At 36.6% G+C, this 15920-nt stretch carries 22 protein-coding genes and 1 pseudogene; 18 read left to right on the forward strand and 5 right to left on the reverse strand.

What is annotated here, in order from left to right; translation table 11 throughout:
- Positions 1-208, reverse strand: a pseudogene (locus H529_RS10740) (IS256 family transposase); the annotation flags it as partial.
- A gap of 142 nt (positions 209-350) precedes the next feature.
- On the opposite strand from H529_RS10740, the gene H529_RS11510 reads away from it, so the two are divergent.
- Positions 351-674, forward strand: a complete 324-nt coding sequence (locus H529_RS11510) for a GGDEF domain-containing protein (RefSeq protein ID WP_281166829.1) — start codon at positions 351-353, stop codon at positions 672-674.
- A 335-nt stretch (positions 675-1009) separates the two neighbouring features.
- Here the strand turns inward: H529_RS11510 and H529_RS12115 are convergent, their stop codons facing one another.
- Positions 1010-1144: a hypothetical protein gene (locus tag H529_RS12115; RefSeq protein ID WP_268745239.1), complete on the reverse strand. Its 135-nt coding sequence runs from the start codon at positions 1142-1144 to the stop codon at positions 1010-1012.
- Positions 1145-1265: 121 nt separating this feature from the next.
- Between H529_RS12115 and H529_RS0108635 the strand changes: the two genes are divergently transcribed.
- The 9 genes from H529_RS0108635 (at position 1266) to pyrF (ending at position 6520) form a co-directional block, all read left to right on the forward strand.
- Positions 1266-1502: a methyl-accepting chemotaxis protein gene (locus H529_RS0108635; RefSeq protein WP_022856103.1), complete on the forward strand. Its 237-nt coding sequence runs from the start codon at positions 1266-1268 to the stop codon at positions 1500-1502.
- Between the two features lie 20 nt (positions 1503-1522).
- Positions 1523-1918 (forward strand): hypothetical protein, encoded by a 396-nt coding sequence (locus tag H529_RS0108640; RefSeq protein ID WP_028843157.1) that lies wholly within the window; start codon positions 1523-1525, stop codon positions 1916-1918.
- A 179-nt stretch (positions 1919-2097) separates the two neighbouring features.
- Complete coding sequence (locus H529_RS0108645; RefSeq protein ID WP_022856105.1) at positions 2098-3090, forward strand: PhoH family protein; 993 nt, start codon at positions 2098-2100, stop codon at positions 3088-3090.
- On the forward strand, positions 3091-3375 hold the full coding sequence (locus H529_RS0108650; protein WP_022856106.1) for a YggT family protein: 285 nt from the start codon (positions 3091-3093) through the stop codon (positions 3373-3375).
- Positions 3376-3385: 10 nt separating this feature from the next.
- Positions 3386-3661, forward strand: a complete 276-nt coding sequence (locus tag H529_RS0108655; RefSeq protein WP_022856107.1) for a DUF167 domain-containing protein — start codon at positions 3386-3388, stop codon at positions 3659-3661.
- A gap of 16 nt (positions 3662-3677) precedes the next feature.
- On the forward strand, positions 3678-4337 hold the full coding sequence (locus H529_RS0108660) for an HAD family hydrolase (RefSeq protein ID WP_022856108.1): 660 nt from the start codon (positions 3678-3680) through the stop codon (positions 4335-4337).
- A complete protein-coding gene (locus H529_RS0108665) occupies positions 4318-5280 on the forward strand; it encodes an NOL1/NOP2/sun family putative RNA methylase (protein ID WP_022856109.1) in 963 nt (320 codons plus the stop codon). The genes H529_RS0108660 and H529_RS0108665 overlap by 20 nt, the downstream gene beginning before the upstream one ends.
- Before the next feature lie 57 nt (positions 5281-5337).
- A complete protein-coding gene (gene nrdR, locus H529_RS0108670) occupies positions 5338-5796 on the forward strand; it encodes a transcriptional regulator NrdR (RefSeq protein ID WP_022856110.1) in 459 nt (152 codons plus the stop codon).
- Positions 5780-6520 carry an orotidine-5'-phosphate decarboxylase gene (gene pyrF, locus H529_RS0108675; RefSeq protein ID WP_051132425.1) on the forward strand — a complete coding sequence of 247 codons (741 nt, stop codon included), beginning with the start codon at positions 5780-5782 and terminating at the stop codon, positions 6518-6520. The genes nrdR and pyrF overlap by 17 nt, the downstream gene beginning before the upstream one ends.
- 4 nt (positions 6521-6524) lie before the next feature.
- Here pyrF and H529_RS0108680 read toward each other — a convergent pair whose 3' ends face one another.
- The 3 genes from H529_RS0108680 to H529_RS0108690 form a co-directional block, all read right to left on the reverse strand.
- Positions 6525-7250 carry a SapC family protein gene (locus H529_RS0108680; RefSeq protein WP_022856112.1) on the reverse strand — a complete coding sequence of 242 codons (726 nt, stop codon included), beginning with the start codon at positions 7248-7250 and terminating at the stop codon, positions 6525-6527.
- Between the two features lie 15 nt (positions 7251-7265).
- Positions 7266-9407, reverse strand: coding sequence for a methyltransferase domain-containing protein (locus H529_RS0108685; RefSeq protein ID WP_022856113.1), 2142 nt, complete (start codon positions 9405-9407; stop codon positions 7266-7268).
- 171 nt (positions 9408-9578) lie between these two features.
- Positions 9579-10073 carry an HIT family protein gene (locus tag H529_RS0108690; RefSeq protein ID WP_022856114.1) on the reverse strand — a complete coding sequence of 165 codons (495 nt, stop codon included), beginning with the start codon at positions 10071-10073 and terminating at the stop codon, positions 9579-9581.
- Between the two features lie 107 nt (positions 10074-10180).
- On the opposite strand from H529_RS0108690, the gene H529_RS10750 reads away from it, so the two are divergent.
- From H529_RS10750 to H529_RS0108730, 8 genes are all read left to right on the forward strand, one after another.
- Positions 10181-11179, forward strand: coding sequence for a flippase-like domain-containing protein (locus H529_RS10750; RefSeq protein WP_022856115.1), 999 nt, complete (start codon positions 10181-10183; stop codon positions 11177-11179).
- On the forward strand, positions 11173-12129 hold the full coding sequence (gene lpxK, locus H529_RS0108700) for a tetraacyldisaccharide 4'-kinase (RefSeq protein ID WP_022856116.1): 957 nt from the start codon (positions 11173-11175) through the stop codon (positions 12127-12129). Before H529_RS10750 ends, lpxK begins: the two co-directional genes overlap by 7 nt.
- Position 12130: 1 nt before the next feature.
- A complete protein-coding gene (locus H529_RS0108705) occupies positions 12131-12946 on the forward strand; it encodes an ABC transporter substrate-binding protein (protein ID WP_022856117.1) in 816 nt (271 codons plus the stop codon).
- Positions 12947-12948: 2 nt separating this feature from the next.
- Positions 12949-13653 (forward strand): ABC transporter permease, encoded by a 705-nt coding sequence (locus tag H529_RS0108710; RefSeq protein ID WP_022856118.1) that lies wholly within the window; start codon positions 12949-12951, stop codon positions 13651-13653.
- Positions 13650-14309, forward strand: a complete 660-nt coding sequence (locus H529_RS0108715; protein WP_022856119.1) for an ATP-binding cassette domain-containing protein — start codon at positions 13650-13652, stop codon at positions 14307-14309. The genes H529_RS0108710 and H529_RS0108715 overlap by 4 nt, the downstream gene beginning before the upstream one ends.
- Positions 14310-14383: 74 nt before the next feature.
- A complete protein-coding gene (locus H529_RS0108720; RefSeq protein ID WP_022856120.1) occupies positions 14384-14866 on the forward strand; it encodes a TlpA family protein disulfide reductase in 483 nt (160 codons plus the stop codon).
- 25 nt (positions 14867-14891) lie between these two features.
- On the forward strand, positions 14892-15416 hold the full coding sequence (locus H529_RS0108725) for a nitroreductase family protein (RefSeq protein ID WP_022856121.1): 525 nt from the start codon (positions 14892-14894) through the stop codon (positions 15414-15416).
- Positions 15417-15505: 89 nt separating this feature from the next.
- Positions 15506-15920, forward strand: a 415-nt coding sequence (locus H529_RS0108730; RefSeq protein ID WP_028843160.1) for a PAS domain S-box protein, incomplete at its 3' end; no start/stop codon positions are given.

Here is a 15920-nt window from a genome sequence, read left to right on the forward strand (position 1 = left end):
AGATACCAAGGTTACCTAAGAAACAGGCAAGTTGTCTTTCATAGTAACCATTAGCTTTATTATCAATACTATCTCTAAGGAATATTTCTCTTTCTTTTTTCATGAGAGCGTTTAAGAGGAGTGCAGCAGCCATTTTGATACCCTCTTTTGATTCAATTTTTGAGATTTCACTTAAAACTTTTTCTAAATCTAAGTCTAAGTTTTCCATTTTACAGACCTCCTGGTTAGTTTAGTCTTTTAGGTTTTATGTTATCATTAATTTAAAAAATATTAAAAATTTTTATTATGCCTCTAAAATATTTTATTAATATTTTATTTTATTAAAAGACACAATTTATATTCTACTCCCTCTGACCGGAGATAAGGTTATCAAAACCTTTGCTCAGATCATTTTAAACAACATAAGAAAGACAGATTATGGAATAAGGTATGGAGGCGAAGAGTTTTTGATAGTGTGCCCTCATATGGACTACCAACAGGTGATTAGGAAGGCAGAAGAGATGAGAAAAGAACTTGAAGAAGCTAATGTAGACGGAATTAAGATTACCGCAAGCTTTGGAGTTACCTCTTTGGGTTTACATCCAGACAAATCTTTAGAAGAACTTATTGATATAGCAGACCAGGCACTTTATAATGCCAAGTCTTTAGGCAGAAACACGGTAAAGTTTTTGTAATCAATATATTCAAACCATCTTCACGCGCCTTATCGGACGAGGCTGTGTTTGAGAGTTTAAAAGAGGATATGGAGTAATATTTTTAAAACCAGGTAAAATTGTTGCAAAGAATAGGTTGTAGGTAGAAAATGGGTAGATTTGAAAATGATATTTGGAAATGGTATTTGGATAAAAATTATAGAAAAATTTTTATTTTACTCTCTATCGGAAAATTTAGGACAATGTGAACTTACAAGGGTAATTTATATCTTGACGAAGTTTTTGAGTTAACTTAAAATTTATTATAAATATTTTAGTTGCCAATTTGTGGGGAATTTACTCAACTTGGTATGGGTTCAAATTGTTTTAAAATGAAGTTCAACATCAAGCTCCACATCGACTCTTATCTCTAAACAAGACTTTAAAGTTCCAAAACTTGAACTTGGGCTTTTTTTGTCTACCAGAACTTTACCACTCTTTACCGCAGGCACCAAAGTGCAGTTTAATCTTAACCAAGCAAATTTTCTTTATGGTTGTCCAGTGCTGTTTAAACTATAAAAATTGCAGGAGGGTTTTGGCAGAATTTACAGTTTACAGCAAAAGGTAGACTTAATGCTTACTGTTTTAAACCACATTAAAGACATCTCCGAACAGATAACCATTTTAGCCATAAACTCAAGCATAGAGGCAGCTCGTGCTGGAAAGGCAGGAGCTGGATTTTCTGTGATTGCTGATGAAATAAGGAAACTTGCGATAAAAACTGAGAGTATAGTAAAGGATATTCTTTCTAAAATGAAAACACTAAAGGAAGAAATGGATAAAAGCTATGAATTTTTTATGACCAGTTAAAAAGCACAGAGCTTTCTTTGATGCTTGAGGCTGTGAAACAATCAACACAAAAAATGGAGAGAGATTTGGAACAGGTAGGTAGTTTGATTGCAAAACTTGTCGGTGAGATAGAAAAGAAAAATACCATCATTTTAAACACCATCTCTGATTTGCTTGGGAAGGTTCAATTCCAAGATGTGGTAAGACAACGACTTGAAAAGCTTTGTGAGATATGTTCTGAGATTTCTGAATATAACAGAAGACTTTTACGCTGGGTAGATAACCCTGATGAAGAAGAACAACCTGAGGAGATAAAGGTTTTGATTGAGAAAGTGAAACAAAATTATATCATGGCAGACCATAAAAGAGTTCAGGCTGAGGTTTTTAATGAAGAGACCAAAATCAAAGAAGAAGCCCCCAAAATAGAGCTTTTTTAAAAACTGGTAAAGCTTGTCAAAATGACTAACCTTTCAGTTTTTACCTGCTAAAATTTAAATTTAGTGTTGAATATTCTAAAACAAAACCCCACAGAGGTTTCTTTTTAAGCACTTGAAAATCTCAATTTATTATTTATTATTTAACTAACTAAATTTTAAAGTTGAGGTGTAATGGATTGATGAGTTTACAGGAAGTAAAACCAGAATTAAGTACCAAAGAAGTCGTTTTAGAGGAGTATCCTATCGTTAGGACCCTTTATGGCGAAAGGGGGAACAATTTTAAGATTTTAGAAAATTTTTTTAGGGTTCAGATTTCCCTTAAGGGTAATCACATCTTTATCAAAGGAGAGCCTATAGACCTTGAGCTTGCGGAAAAAACCATAGCCGAGCTTTATGGATTGGTAAAATCAGGTTACACCATCTATCCTTCAGACGTAGAATATGCCTCAAGGATTATCCTTGAAAACCCCAAAGCTAACCTTAAGGAGATTTTTTTAGATACCATCTTTGTTACCTCAGGGCGTAAGGTTATTACCCCTAAGGGTATTACGCAAAAAAAATATATAGAGGCCATCAGAAGGTCTGAAATAGTTTTTGGGATAGGACCTGCTGGTACGGGAAAAACTTATTTGGCTGTTGCTATGGCGGTTTCTTACCTGATGAAAGGAGAGGTTAACAGACTTATTTTAGTCAGACCTGCGGTAGAGGCAGGAGAAAAATTAGGTTTTCTACCTGGTGACATTGCAGAAAAGGTTAATCCATATCTTAGGCCTTTGTATGATGCTCTTTATGATATGCTTTCCTTTGATAAGGTGGCAAGGTTGTTTCAAAAAGGGGCGATAGAGATAGCTCCCTTAGCCTTTATGAGAGGAAGAACCTTGAATGAGGCCTTTATCATCTTGGATGAGGCTCAAAACACAACCTCTGAGCAGATGAAAATGTTCTTGACCCGTCTTGGGCAAAACTCTAAAGCAGTTATCACCGGAGACGTGACCCAGATAGATTTGCCTGATCCTAAAAAATCAGGTCTTCTTGAGGCTATGGAAGTTCTTGAGGGTATTGAAGGTATTTCTTTTATTTACTTTACTAAGAGTGACGTAGTAAGACATCCTATCGTTCAACAAATTATAGAGGCCTATGAAAAAAAAGAACAAAAAGAAAAGGAAGCCTAAATGTTAAGTATTTTGTTTAAATCTCTTTACCAGGTGATAGACCTTTTGTTAAGTGTTTATGTTTGGATTATCATCGCAAGGTGTATTATCTCTTGGGTAAATCCCTATCCCTATCATCCGGTAGTAAGGTTTTTATACAGGGTAACCGAACCTGTGCTTGGCCCAGCAAGAAGGATTATTCCACCGATAGCTGGTTTAGACTTAAGCCCTATAGTGGTGATTTTTTTGATTTACTTTGTTCAAAATCTAATGCAGTACTTAGTAACCAGATATCTATTTTTCTAAAATCCCTGTTATGGTTTTAGAGATAAAGGTTCATCCAGAAAAGAAGAAAGACCGGATTTTGGGTCATAAACTTCCTAATTTTTTAGAGGTAGAGCTTAAAGCTAAACCTCAAAACAACCAAGCTAACGAAGCTTTAATCCGATTTTTGAGCACAGTTTTTAATATTCCAGAAAAGCAGATAAAAATTCTCAAAGGAAAAACTCAACCTAAAAAACTGATAAACTTGGAAGGACTTGATCCCATTCAATTTGAGGTTTATGTCGAAAAATCGTTAAATAAGGACTAAAAAGAGGGCCACACATATGAAACCTTTTGTTTTTTTTGACCTTGACGGAACTCTGATAGACAGTATGCCTTATCATGCCAAAGCCTGGATAGAGGCTCTGGCTGAATATGGTATAAAGTTTAAAGAAGAAGAGGTGTATCTATACGAAGGGGCTATAGAGTTTGAGATGGTCCGAGATATTTTTTTGCAAAAAGGGTTTACCATAGACAAAAATTTTTTTGAAAACCTTTTTAAAAAACAAAAGGCTATTTTTCTTAGTCGTTATGCCTCGAAAGTCAAACCTTTTCCTGAGGTTCCAGGTATTTTAGAAACCTTAAAAAAAGAAAAGAAAGGTTTAGCCCTGGTTACCAGCTCTCATGTAGAAATTTTAGAGAAAGTTTTACCTAAGAGTTTTTATTCTTATTTTTCGGTAGTACTTACAGGGGATAGAATAAAGAAAAGAAAGCCTCATCCAGATCCGTATTTAGAGGCGTTAAAGGCTTTTAATACCTCGATCAATCAAGGTTTGGTGGTAGAAAATTCCCCTGCAGGAGTGATTTCAGCCAAAGGGGCGAACCTTTTTTGTGTAGCTATTACTACCACCTTATCTGAGGAGCACCTAAGGTTAGCAGACCTGATAGTAAAAGACCATACCGAGCTTAAAGAGGTTTTATTAAATGGGAAAGGAAAGGGTTAAAAACCATAGACCTTTGGACTATAAAGAGTATTTTGCACAATATCAGGATTTGATCCCTGATTATTTGGAGTTTTTAGAGTGTTTAAAAAAACAGCATCGTCAGTATTTTTGCATAAACACCTTAAAGATAAGAACTAACGAGGAGAAGGAACGTCTTTTAGAAATTTTAAGACAAAAAAACATTCAGTTTGAGTCAGTTCAAGAGGTTCCTTATTTTTATAGGGTGGTTAACAACGAAGAGGTTTCGTTAGGAAATTTAGAGGAGTATAGTTTAGGTTTAATCCATTCGATGACCTTAGCGAGTAGTCTTCCTATAATAGCCCTTGACCCTCAACCAGGAGATTTAGTGCTTGATTTATGTGCAGCTCCAGGAGGAAAAACTTGTCTTATAGCCATCATAACCCAAGATAAAGCTACCGTAGTAGCTAACGACAAAAGGGTAGACCGTTTAACCGCTTTGGTAGCCAACCTTAAACGTTTAGGGGTTGCCTCTGCCATAACTACCCGTTATCGAGGGGAGCAGTTTCCCTTTGGGATTCCTTTTAATAAGGTGTTGGTCGATGCCCCTTGTTCTGGAGAAGGAAGATATAGGGTAGGGCTTGAAGGTGAAATACTTTATCAAAAAGGACATGGTAAAACCAACCTTCAATCTATTCAAAAGGGTTTGTTAGTAAGAGCCTTTGACCTTTTATCTCCAGGAGGGGTGTTGGTTTATAGCACCTGTACGATAAACCCAAAAGAAAACGAGGAAGTAGTAGACTATCTTTTGCGAAAAAGACAGGCTAAACTGGTAGATTGGGTTTCTCCTCTTCCTTATCATGAAGGAGTTACTGAATGGGAAGGCAAACCTTATCATCCAGACCTAAGGCTTACTAAAAGGTATTATACTCATAAAATAGATGCCGTAGGCTTTTTTGTGGCTAAAATTATCAAGTTAGTCTAAATTATTTAAAGAGGCGTATAATTTAAAAATTTTCAAAATAAAGTATAATAATTCTCTATGAAATGTCCAAGATGTAAGGTCTTAGAAACCAAAGTCATAGACTCAAGGGTTATAGAAGAAGGGTATACCATAAGAAGAAGGCGAGAATGTACCAATTGTGGATACAGGTTTACTACCTATGAAAAACTTGAGTTAGATATCATGATAGTTAAAAAGGATGGAAGAAGAGAACCTTATAATCGGGAAAAGCTTATTTCAGGCATAAGAAAGGCTTGTCACAAAAGGTCTATCAGCGAAGAGGCTATCTTAAGTTTTGTAAACGAGCTTGAGCTTGACCTTATTCAAAGGGGAGAAAAAGAGGTGCCTTCTGGATATCTGGGAGAACGGGTAATGCAGGCTTTAAAGGCTTGGGATAAGGTGGCTTATATACGTTTTGCTTCAGTTTATAAGGACTTTAAAGACGTAGAAGAATTTCTAACCCAAATAAAAGAGTTGAACCATGATGAACCCTCGTGATAGGATAGTATTTCCTTTAGATGTGCCTACTATAGATGAGGCTTTGAGATGGGTAGACAGACTGAAGGACTTGGTAGGGGTCTTTAAAGTCGGTTTTGAGCTTTATACAAGTTGTGGTCCTAAGGTAATAGAAGAAATAAAAAAGAGAAGCAATAACAAAATTTTTTTGGATTTAAAACTAAACGACATTCCTAACACTGTACTTAGGACGGTAAGGGTAGTTTCTAATCTGGGGGTTGATTGGATAACAGTTCATGCCCTTTCTGGAGAAGAAAGTTTGAAAAGCGCGGTAAGTGCCGCTTACAACAACCTAAAAATATTAGCTGTTACGGTTTTAACCTCCCTTGAGAGGGCAGACCTTATGGAATTAGGCTTTAACGCTGAACTGGTAAGAGAGGTTAAAGACCTGGTGCTAAGGTTAACCAAGATTGCTTATCAAACAGGTTGTGACGGGATAGTCTGTTCAGCCAGAGAAACTTCTCAGATAAAAGAAGTTTATCCCGAGTTGTTTACCGTGGTCCCGGGTATTAGGTTGGAAGGGGCAAGAAAGGACGACCAAATAAGGGTAGTTACACCTTATGAAGCCATCCTTTCTGGTGCAGATTATCTTGTTATAGGAAGACCTATCAGAGAAGCTTTTTCTCCTGAAAAAACCTGTATGGAGATCGCCGAAGAAATAGAAAAAGCCTTAGCCCAAAAGAACCAAAACAAGGATAACGTATAAAAGTTTAATAAATTTCTATGGTTTCACTATACAATAGCTCAAAAATCTTAAAATTTCTAACGCTAAAATAGGCTCCATAAAGCACGGGAAGGTATCCTGAGGTATTTAGATAATAAAGTTTTTCAGGCTGAAGGCGTCTTAAAGTTTCGATGTTTGCAAGAAACAGATTTTTAAACTCAACCTTTCCTAAAGGTCCGTTCATCACAAAGGACGTTTGGGCGATACAATCCTTTTCCAAAATATCCAGACTAAACTCTAAGGCTTTTTTTAAGTCTAAAGCCAAATCGGTAAGTTCTTTTTTTACCTCAGCAAAAAAAGTAGTATCTTCTCCTGTTTCGGTGAAAAGGGCCTCTCCTTCTTCGGTTGTGGTAAATTTCCCGTCCACAGCAACCAAAAAGTTTTCTTCCCCCTCTTCTCTAAGATAAACCAGCCCAAAGGGATAAAGCTTTACTAACTTGGGAATATAGTCTATCTTAAAACTTCCCTCCTTGGTTAAATAAGGATTCTTGCCCTGGACCCCAAGCACAGCAAAAGGAAAAACCATCCCCTCAGACATACCAAAAAACACAGGATAATACATCGTAGCCGAAAGTATTTCTGAATAGCCAAGGGGTATGATTTCTACCCCTTCCATAAAGGAATAGTTATCAGGTTTTAGAACCTTTAAATTTTTATGTTCTTCTGGTTCAAGGATAACAGGATTTTTAAAAAGTTGAGACGGAGTAAACATTATTAACCCTCCTTTTTAGATTTTATCATCTTTCCACAGTATGTCTACCGCAGAAACACTGATCGCCCTTTGAATAATTTTTTCCCAGTTAAGCCCACTTTTTCCTTTTATCCCTATAGCATACTGAAAGTTTCCTAAGTATCGTGCGTTGATATATAGAGGGGTGAGGTTTGCTAAAACCAGATTAGCCGTAAATCTTGAAGGAATGAAAAGTCTTTGTCCTTCATCTAACTCTACCTCGGCGCTTTTAGGAGTTATTCCTTCAAGCACGGTCCCTGGGATTAAAGGTTCTGTAAAAATAACTACTTCTTCAAACCCGGCAAGCTTTAAGCCATAATACAAAGTCCAGGGTTTAAAACGGTTTATGTGATGAGGTGGATAGTCATGACCCCACCACTGGTATTTTAGATAAGACTTTGCTAAATGTTTAAAAGCAAAATAAGGAGGACAGCTGATGATGGTGGCTCCTCCTTCTTCTAAAAGTTCGTAGATTTCCTTAAGAAAGGTTAAAGGGTTTTCTACATGTTCGATTACCTCAAAGGCTGTGATTACCTTATAGGGACCTTTAAAATCTGAAGGGAGTTCTTCAAAGGTTAAGGCTTTAGCTACCCTAAGTTTGTAGTATTTTTTGGTAAGTTCAACCGCTTTTTCACTCGCATCTATTCCATAAACCTCAAACCCTTTAGCTTTAGCAATCAGCATGAAATTACCACTTGAACATCCTACGTCTAAAAGTTTACCCTTAGGTAAAACCTCTAAAATAGGAAGCAATACGTTAAACCTGGGAAGACTTTTCCATTTTTTTAGTTCTTTGACCTCTTCTTTTTCTAATTGTTGAGCCCATTCATAAGTCATAGACCCTAAACTTAAAAGGTCGTCAATTGTTTTTTCATAGGCTGTATCATAATCCATACTTTTACGAGGATAACCAAATTGAAGTCCACAGCTTGGGCATTCAAAAATGCGGTACTGGTTTATAACCTCAAACAGGCTAAAAGGTCCGCTAAAACTACACAAGGGACAGCTTTCTGGTTTCTCATGGTTTTCCTGGCAGGCTAACAGAGCATCTTTTAAAGCAAAATAAATCACCTTAGGAGGGATACTTTCGATACATGGGCTGTAAAACTGATGTTTAACCTTAGCCTCAGAACAGGGTTCATTAATAGCATGGACCCCACAGGGAGCTTTACAGGTTTGTCCTGTATAATTAGGTCTTACAGGAATAACTGTAGGATAAGTATTAGCCCTCAGTTTGGCTTCAATGGGACCGGTTATAAAAACCGTAGGTTTTTTAAGGCCTCCTGCTATATGTAAAGTAGAGGTATCTGCGGTGATGACCGCGTCAGATAAATAGATAGCGGCTATTAAATACCTGAGGTCTCTCATTAAAGCAGAAAGGTTGGCTGCTTTTATCCCGTAAACATCAAGGGCCACCTCTACTGTCAAATCTTCGTCAGGTAAACTACAAATCACAGGAACAAACTCTGTAGAAATTAAGTCTTCTATTTCTTTAAGGAGTTTAGGAGGAAGGGTTCTGTGGACAGAAGAAGCAAGATAGTGAAAAAGCAGTACCTTGTCTTTTCCAGAAACCTCTTTGATTTCTTCAAATATTTTTTTCATCTCTTCTACCACGTTTAAGTCAACCCAAACGTCAGGGGTTTCGTCTTCAGCAAAGTAAAGCTTAAACTTCCATAAAAACCATTCAACCATGTTTAGGTTATCAAAATGAGGGGAATTAACCATTTCTACTGCCTTAACCATGTAGTTAGCTTTTACCACCTCTTTTATAGGAGCAGGATGAGGTAAAAGTTTATCTATATAAGGCAGGTTTTCTAAGACTATACGAGCCCTTCCAGAAACACTTACCCAGAGTTTACTTTTTGGATAGCGTCTTTTGATTTCACGTAAAGCCACCGTAGAACAAAGCACATCCCCTATGGCACCTTGCATAAACACAAAAAGGGTTTTTTCGTTTAGGTCTTCTCCATCATAAAAAGGAGGAAGGGCAGAATGGGTTTTCTCAAACTGACTTTGAAGAACTTTAGGTAAAAGAGCAAATACATCGTTAGCAAAAAGCAGCTTTTCCCCAGGTTTTAGGTTAAATTGATAACCGTTAAACTCAAAACTTAGTTTGGTTTTGGCTTGAACGGTAAGCATTATTTCCTCCAAAATAAAGGTCTAATGTTTTTACTATAGCATTAGTTATCAAAAAGCATACCGTTTTAAAGACAAAAAAAACCGGATTTCTTGAAAGGTTTCCTATGTAATTTATCGATAGCCTATGTGCTAAAAAGTCAAACTTTTGACAATGTATATCTTTACAGAACGTTAGAGTTTGATTTTTTGAAAATAGGGAAATAAGATATGGTATTGGGTTAAGAGATGTTGTGAAATTACCCTTATTTCATCAAGGACAGCCAAAAAGTTAACATCTCCCTCCCATCTGGGGACTATTTGTAGGTGTAGATGGTCAGGATATCCAGCTCCTGCCACTTTCCCTAAGTTAAACCCAACGTTAAACCCATGGGGTTTGAAGACTTCTTTCAAAATCTTGATGGCTTCTTGAGCCATTTTCATCAAAGCGGTGACCTCCTCAGGGGTTAGTTGTTCGAGTTCAGCTACATGTCTTTTAGGAGCTACCAGAAGGTGCCCGGCATTATAAGGGAATTTATTCATGATAACCAAAACAAAAGGATCTCTATAAAGTATGAGTCTTTCTTCATCAGGCAGATTCCCTTCAGGAGGGCAAAATATACAGCCTGGGTCTTTTTTACCTGATACATATTCGCCTCTCCAGGGAGCCCATAAAATTTTTCGTTCCATATTTCCCCCTTTTCTAAAGAGGAGTTTAAGGGTAAAATGATAAATACCTAATCATAACACAAAATAAATGATTGTAAATTGTTAGGTTTTGATATTTATAACTTTATATGTATAAAAATATCGTTTACGGAATATTTTTAACCCTTTTGGTAGTAAGTTTTTCTTTTTTGTACATCTTTGTGAGACATATTCCGCCTAATTTAAAAGGGATTCTTTTTTCTTTAAACAAAAAGCATCTGCTTTTTTCTCTTTTATCCTTGTTTTCTTTTCATACTTTTGATAACTTGAGGGTGTTTTTTATTTCAAGGGCTCTGGGTTTTAGGTATCCTTTTTGGTATGGATATCAGGTTTCTTTGGTAAGCACCTTCGGAGCTACCATAACCCCTGCTCATTTAGGTGGTGAGATTTTTCCCTTTTATACGTTAAGAAGGGTAGGAGGCGAGATAGCTCAGATTTTGAGTGTAATTACCCTCAAAGGTTTTGCCGGTTTAGTTTTTTATCTTTTGTTTTTCCCTTTTATGTTAGAAAATCTCGTAAAGCATCCTGAAAAGGCCTTAGAGCTTTTACTGATAATAGGAAGTTTGTTGGCTATTTTTGGTTTGAGTTTTATAGTAGGAAAGGTTATTTTTAAAAAAAGACCTCAGATTGTTTCTGGTTCGTTTTTGTTTAGGTTAAAGTTTAATTTTTTGAAATATTTACTCATTTGTAAAAATTTCTTTAAACTCCATAAAAAAGTATATTTTTTAGCCATTCTTTTTAGTCTTTTTATGTACATCTCCTTTCTTATGGTAGGAATTTTTTTGGTTAAGGCTTTTCGTCAAGAAGCCCCTTTTTGGGCTTTGTTTTCAAACCAACTACCTTTACTCTATGCTATCTTTATAAGTCCTACCCCAGGAGGAAGTGGGGTAGGAGAATTAGGGGCGATAGTAGTTTTTAAAGATTTTTTAACTGTTGAGTCCATAGGGATCTTTGCCATGCTTTGGAGGATACTCAGCCAGTATCTTAGTGCTATCATAGGTGGGGTCATTTTTTTTGTGATGGGAACAAAAGACCTTTTAAATAAAAAGAACTCTCAAACAAAACATAGTTTTTTTAAGGAATGCTAAATCTTTTGAATCCATACTGTTGGTTAATAATCCTAAGAAATTGTCTTTATGACCTGGGAGTTTTAAAAAGTTTTAAGTTAGAGGTCCCGGTTATTTCGGTGGGGAATCTTTCTGTAGGTGGCAGTGGAAAAACCTCTTTGGTAAGGTATCTGGCTGAAAAGCTTTCTTGTTTAGGTAAGGTAACCATCGTATCAAGAGGTTATAAAAGAAGATCTAAGGGTTTTCAGTTAGTTTATTTTCAAAAAAAAGTTCTTCAGCCGGTGGAAAAGGCAGGGGATGAGCCTTACTTTTTGGCTAAGGTGTTTGAGAAAAAAGGTTTGGACCTGGTGATTATCGTTGACGAAGATAGGGTAAGAGGGGCCAGAAGAGCGGTTAAAGAGTTTGGGGCAAACCTTATTCTTCTTGACGACGGGTTTCAACACAGAAGGCTTTTTAGAGACATAGACCTTGTGCTTTTAAAAAAAGAAGACCTGACCCAAAAGGTATTACCTTTTGGAAAACTAAGAGAACCTCTTTCAGGATTAAAAAGAGCTACCGCCTTTATCCTTACCTATCAAGAACTTTTCCCTTTTGATTTTGAGTTTGACCAAAAACCAGTGTTTAAGCTTTACCGAGAAAACTGGCAGGTTTTAAATTACAGGTTAGAGCCTGTGTCTCCTCCACAAAAAGAGTTTATAGCCTTTTGTGGGCTTGGAGATAATACCCAGTTTTTGGATATCGTAAAACGTTTAGGTCTTAGAATAAAACGTTTTATCGCTTTTCCAGACCATTACGATTATCGAAACTTTAAACTATCGTCTCAAGAAAACTATCTCACCACCTTAAAAGATGGGGTGAAACTTCCATGGTCTGAAAACCTCTTTTTTTTAGATTTTTCTGTAAGAGTAGAAGGTCTTCTAGAATTTATACAAAAACACTTAAAAATAAGACCTCAAGGAGGAGGTAGATAGCATGAAAATAAGAGCTATTTTGTTTGTTGTTTTTTTGTTTTTATTTTTTACAGATTCTGTCTTTGCTAAAGGTAAAATGTTAATTCTTGGCACAACCACTTCTGTAGAAAATTCAGGACTGTTAAGTTATCTTTTACCTCAGTTTGAAAAGAAGACTGGAATAAAGGTAAAGGTGGTTGCCAGAGGCACAGGGGCTGTGCTTGAAATGGGGAAAAGAGGAGATGTGGATGCAGTGTTTGTTCATGCAAAAGACCTTGAGCTTCAAGCCATAAAAGAAGGGTTTTTTGTTAATAGAAAGGAGGTGTGCTATAACGATTTTATCATCGTTGGCCCTAAGCATGATCCAGCTAAGATAAAAGGGAGTAAAAAGGTAGTTTCAGCTTTTAAACAGATTGCCCAAGCCAGAGCTTTTTTTGTTTCCCGAGGAGATAGGTCAGGAACCCATTTTAAAGAACTGAAAATATGGGAATTAGCAGGCCTCAATCCTAAAGGAAAACCCTGGTATTTAGAGTCTGGTCAGGGGATGGAAAAGACTTTATTTATAGCTAACGAAAAAGACGCTTACACCCTTACTGATAGGGGAACATGGCTTGCTATGAAAGGCCGTTTAAAATATTTAACCATCCTCTTTGAAGGAGACCCTCTTCTCTATAACCTGTATAGTGTGATGGCGGTAAATCCCAAAAAGCATCCCTATGTAAACTATGAAGGGGCTATGAAATTTATAGACTGGATTACCTCTCCTGAGGGACAAAAACTCATAGGATCTTTTAAAGATAACTTGGGAAACGTACTTTTTATCCCTAAGTATAGGTAGCCATGGATTTTTTGATAGAGGCTTTCAAACAGGCCTTTTTACTTATCGTTAATTTAGATAAAGAGCTTCTTGAGATCATTCTACTTTCTTTAAAGGTATCTCTTTCTGCGCTTTTATTAGCTTCTGTTTTGGGAGTCCCGTTTGGGGCGTTTTTAGGAATGAAAAATTTTCCAGGTAGGAGTTTTATCATAATTTTTTTAAACACCGGGATGGGGCTGCCTCCTGTGGTGGTTGGTCTTTTTCTTTATATGCTTTTTTCAAGAAGTGGGCCTTTAGGTTTTTTAAACCTTCTTTATACCCCTACCGCTATGGTAATCGCACAGTTTATCCTGGCTTTTCCTATAGTGGCTTCTATTTCTCAAGCCTCTGTAAGAAAGGTTAGTCCTATAATCAAACTTACGGCCAAAACCCTTGGAGCTACCCCTTTTCAGATTGCCTTGACCTTGATAAAGGAAGCCCGCTATGGGATATTTACAGGGATCTTGGGAGGATTGGGAAGGGTAATGGCTGAAGTAGGAGCTATTTTGATCGTAGGAGGAAATATAGCCGGTTATACCCGGGTTATGACCACCACCATAGCTTTGGAAACCGATAAAGGAAACTTCGAGCTTGCCCTTGCTTTAGGTATAATTCTTCTTTCTATCTCCTTTTTGATTAATCTTTTGTTATACTATATTCAAAAAAAGGAAATAAGAACCAACCCATGAGTTTAAAACTAGTAATTTCTAACCTCTGGAAGGGATACGGGGACAAAACCGTTTTAAAAGACCTATCCTATGTGTTTGATGAGAAAAAAGTCTACGTAATAATGGGGCCTAATGGAAGTGGAAAAACCACCTTTTTAAAAATCTGTGCTTTGCTTGAAACACCTGATAAAGGGGAGGTCCATTACTACAATTCAACCAATAAGATTTTATCTAAAGATATTAACCTTCTTAGAAAAATTACCTATGTATTTCCTGAGGTAGGCATTTTTAATACTTCAGTTTTTGATAACGTAGCCTATGGGTTAAAAATAAGGGGTTTTAACAAAAAAGAAATAAACTCTAAAGTAGAAGAGGTGCTTGATTTTGTAGGACTGTCTCATAAAAAAAAGCAAAACGCATTAACCCTTTCAAGCGGAGAGGCAAAAAGGATGGGCCTTGCAAGGGCGATGGTGATAAAACCTGAGTTTCTTTTTTTAGACGAACCTACAGCTTTTGTAGATACTGAGAATACAAAACTTATCGAAAGACTTTTAATTCAGATCAAAGAACAAAAAGCCACTACCATAGTTATAGCTACTCACGATAGTCCCTTTGCCTTTACGGTTGGAGATGAGATTTTAAAGTTAGAAAACGGAAAAATTTTTGAGGTTAGCTAATAAAACAAACCCCTTGGATAAAATAGTTGAGATGTTATATTAATAAATATAAAACTATATCAGGAGGATTGAAAATGAGTTTTAGGAAAGGTTTGATGGTGTTAGCTTTGTGTGTATTTCTTGGTGTTTCTTCTGGTTATGCCTCATCTCTTAATTTTGAATATTATACCTATACAGGAGCAAAACATAGTCTTACCAACCATAGAGGAAAGTATGTGTTACTCAATCTGTTTGCAAGCTACTGTCCTTTTTGTGTGATAGAATTAAATGCCTTAAACAAGGTATCCAGAGTTTGTCCTGCCTCTAAGGTGCAGGTGGTGTCTCTTATGGTAGACAAAGAATCAGGATATCTTCTTCCTAAATTGGTGAACTCTAAACAATTAACTTATGAGGTTGGTTTCGCTCCAGCTAACCTTAACAAGCTTTTTCCAGATTTTTCTAAAGTTCCTACCACCTACCTTTTGAACCCAGAGGGTAAGGTGATAGAAAAAATGATAGGTTTTAAATCAGCAGGAGCTTTTTTAAATATTTTAAACAAATACGTAAGCTGTAATTAAAAGTTCTGTGATTAAGGAGGAAAAAATGGGATTAAACCCAGTACTTGAGGTAATTAAAAACAGAAGGAGTATCCGGTCGTTTAAAAAAGACCCTATTCCAGAAGACGATTTAAAGCTTATTTTAGAAGCTGCTATCTGGGCACCTTCAGCCGGTAATCTTCAGCCCTGGCATTTTGTCGTGGTGAGAGACCCAGAAATAAAAAAACTTTTATCTATCGCAGCCCTAAACCAAACTTTTATCGCACAGGCACCGGTAGTTATCGTAGTATGTGCGTTGCCCTGGATATCAAGCTCCCGTTATGGTAAACGAGGAGAAGAGTTGTATTGTCTGCAAGATACAGCTGCAGCCATAGAAAACATGCTTTTAGCTGCTGCCTCTTTAGGAATTGGTAGTTGCTGGGTTGGAGCTTTTGACGAGGAAGCGGTAAAAAAGATAGTCGGTTTAACCAACAAAGTAAAACCTGTAGCCCTTATCCCTATGGGATATCCTGCCAAAATTCCTACTCCTCCTCATAGAAAACCAATCCGTGAAGTAGTTTCTTGGATATAAAACTTTAAATTTTTCCCTTTACCTTTTTTAGATTTTTTTGTATAGTATTGTAATATTTAAATATATAAGATCTACAAAGAGGGCTTAGGATGGGGATTTCTGAACTACAAACTAAAGAATGGGCTCATTTTAAAGATATAGCTAAGGCTATTTTAGAGGCCCCTTCGGTAGGGGTGCTGATTTATCAGGAAAACATAGTTTATGCTAATAAGTTTTTCTTAGAACTTATCGGATATTCCTTAGAAGAGTTAAACAGGATGAGTATTTTGGATATTTTTCCTCTTGAAGAAAGAGAGTATATCAAATCCGTGAAGGAAAGAAGACTTAGAGGGGAGAGGTTTACAAGAGTTTATAAGGAATTAAAAATTTTAAGGAAAACTGGGGAGATAAGGTATACCCTTACTTTTGCTAACACCATCACCTATCAGGGTAAGCCAGCAGGTTTTGTGGTTTTGATAGACATTACCAGGCAGAAGAGGCTTGAAAACATAGTTTTGATGCTTA

The sequence above is a fragment of the Thermodesulfobacterium thermophilum DSM 1276 genome (genome assembly GCF_000421605.1).
GTDB lineage: Bacteria > Desulfobacterota > Thermodesulfobacteria > Thermodesulfobacteriales > Thermodesulfobacteriaceae > Thermodesulfobacterium > Thermodesulfobacterium thermophilum.

Excerpts from the sequence above, each read along its gene's own strand:
- H529_RS0108635 (WP_022856103.1), top strand. The coding sequence starts at position 1,266 with ATGCTTACTGTTTTAAACCACATTAAAGACATCTCCGAACAGATAACC.
- H529_RS0108640 (WP_028843157.1), top strand. The coding sequence starts at position 1,523 with ATGCTTGAGGCTGTGAAACAATCAACACAAAAAATGGAGAGAGATTTG.
- H529_RS0108645 (WP_022856105.1), top strand. The coding sequence starts at position 2,098 with ATGAGTTTACAGGAAGTAAAACCAGAATTAAGTACCAAAGAAGTCGTT.
- H529_RS0108650 (WP_022856106.1), top strand. The coding sequence starts at position 3,091 with ATGTTAAGTATTTTGTTTAAATCTCTTTACCAGGTGATAGACCTTTTG.
- H529_RS0108655 (WP_022856107.1), top strand. The coding sequence starts at position 3,386 with ATGGTTTTAGAGATAAAGGTTCATCCAGAAAAGAAGAAAGACCGGATT.
- H529_RS0108660 (WP_022856108.1), top strand. The coding sequence starts at position 3,678 with ATGAAACCTTTTGTTTTTTTTGACCTTGACGGAACTCTGATAGACAGT.
- H529_RS0108665 (WP_022856109.1), top strand. The coding sequence starts at position 4,318 with ATGGGAAAGGAAAGGGTTAAAAACCATAGACCTTTGGACTATAAAGAG.
- nrdR (WP_022856110.1), top strand. The coding sequence starts at position 5,338 with ATGAAATGTCCAAGATGTAAGGTCTTAGAAACCAAAGTCATAGACTCA.
- pyrF (WP_051132425.1), top strand. The coding sequence starts at position 5,780 with ATGATGAACCCTCGTGATAGGATAGTATTTCCTTTAGATGTGCCTACT.
- H529_RS0108680 (WP_022856112.1), bottom strand. The coding sequence starts at position 7,250 with ATGTTTACTCCGTCTCAACTTTTTAAAAATCCTGTTATCCTTGAACCA.
- H529_RS0108685 (WP_022856113.1), bottom strand. The coding sequence starts at position 9,407 with ATGCTTACCGTTCAAGCCAAAACCAAACTAAGTTTTGAGTTTAACGGT.
- H529_RS0108690 (WP_022856114.1), bottom strand. The coding sequence starts at position 10,073 with ATGGAACGAAAAATTTTATGGGCTCCCTGGAGAGGCGAATATGTATCA.
- H529_RS10750 (WP_022856115.1), top strand. The coding sequence starts at position 10,181 with ATGTATAAAAATATCGTTTACGGAATATTTTTAACCCTTTTGGTAGTA.
- lpxK (WP_022856116.1), top strand. The coding sequence starts at position 11,173 with ATGCTAAATCTTTTGAATCCATACTGTTGGTTAATAATCCTAAGAAAT.
- H529_RS0108705 (WP_022856117.1), top strand. The coding sequence starts at position 12,131 with ATGAAAATAAGAGCTATTTTGTTTGTTGTTTTTTTGTTTTTATTTTTT.
- H529_RS0108710 (WP_022856118.1), top strand. The coding sequence starts at position 12,949 with ATGGATTTTTTGATAGAGGCTTTCAAACAGGCCTTTTTACTTATCGTT.
- H529_RS0108715 (WP_022856119.1), top strand. The coding sequence starts at position 13,650 with ATGAGTTTAAAACTAGTAATTTCTAACCTCTGGAAGGGATACGGGGAC.
- H529_RS0108720 (WP_022856120.1), top strand. The coding sequence starts at position 14,384 with ATGAGTTTTAGGAAAGGTTTGATGGTGTTAGCTTTGTGTGTATTTCTT.
- H529_RS0108725 (WP_022856121.1), top strand. The coding sequence starts at position 14,892 with ATGGGATTAAACCCAGTACTTGAGGTAATTAAAAACAGAAGGAGTATC.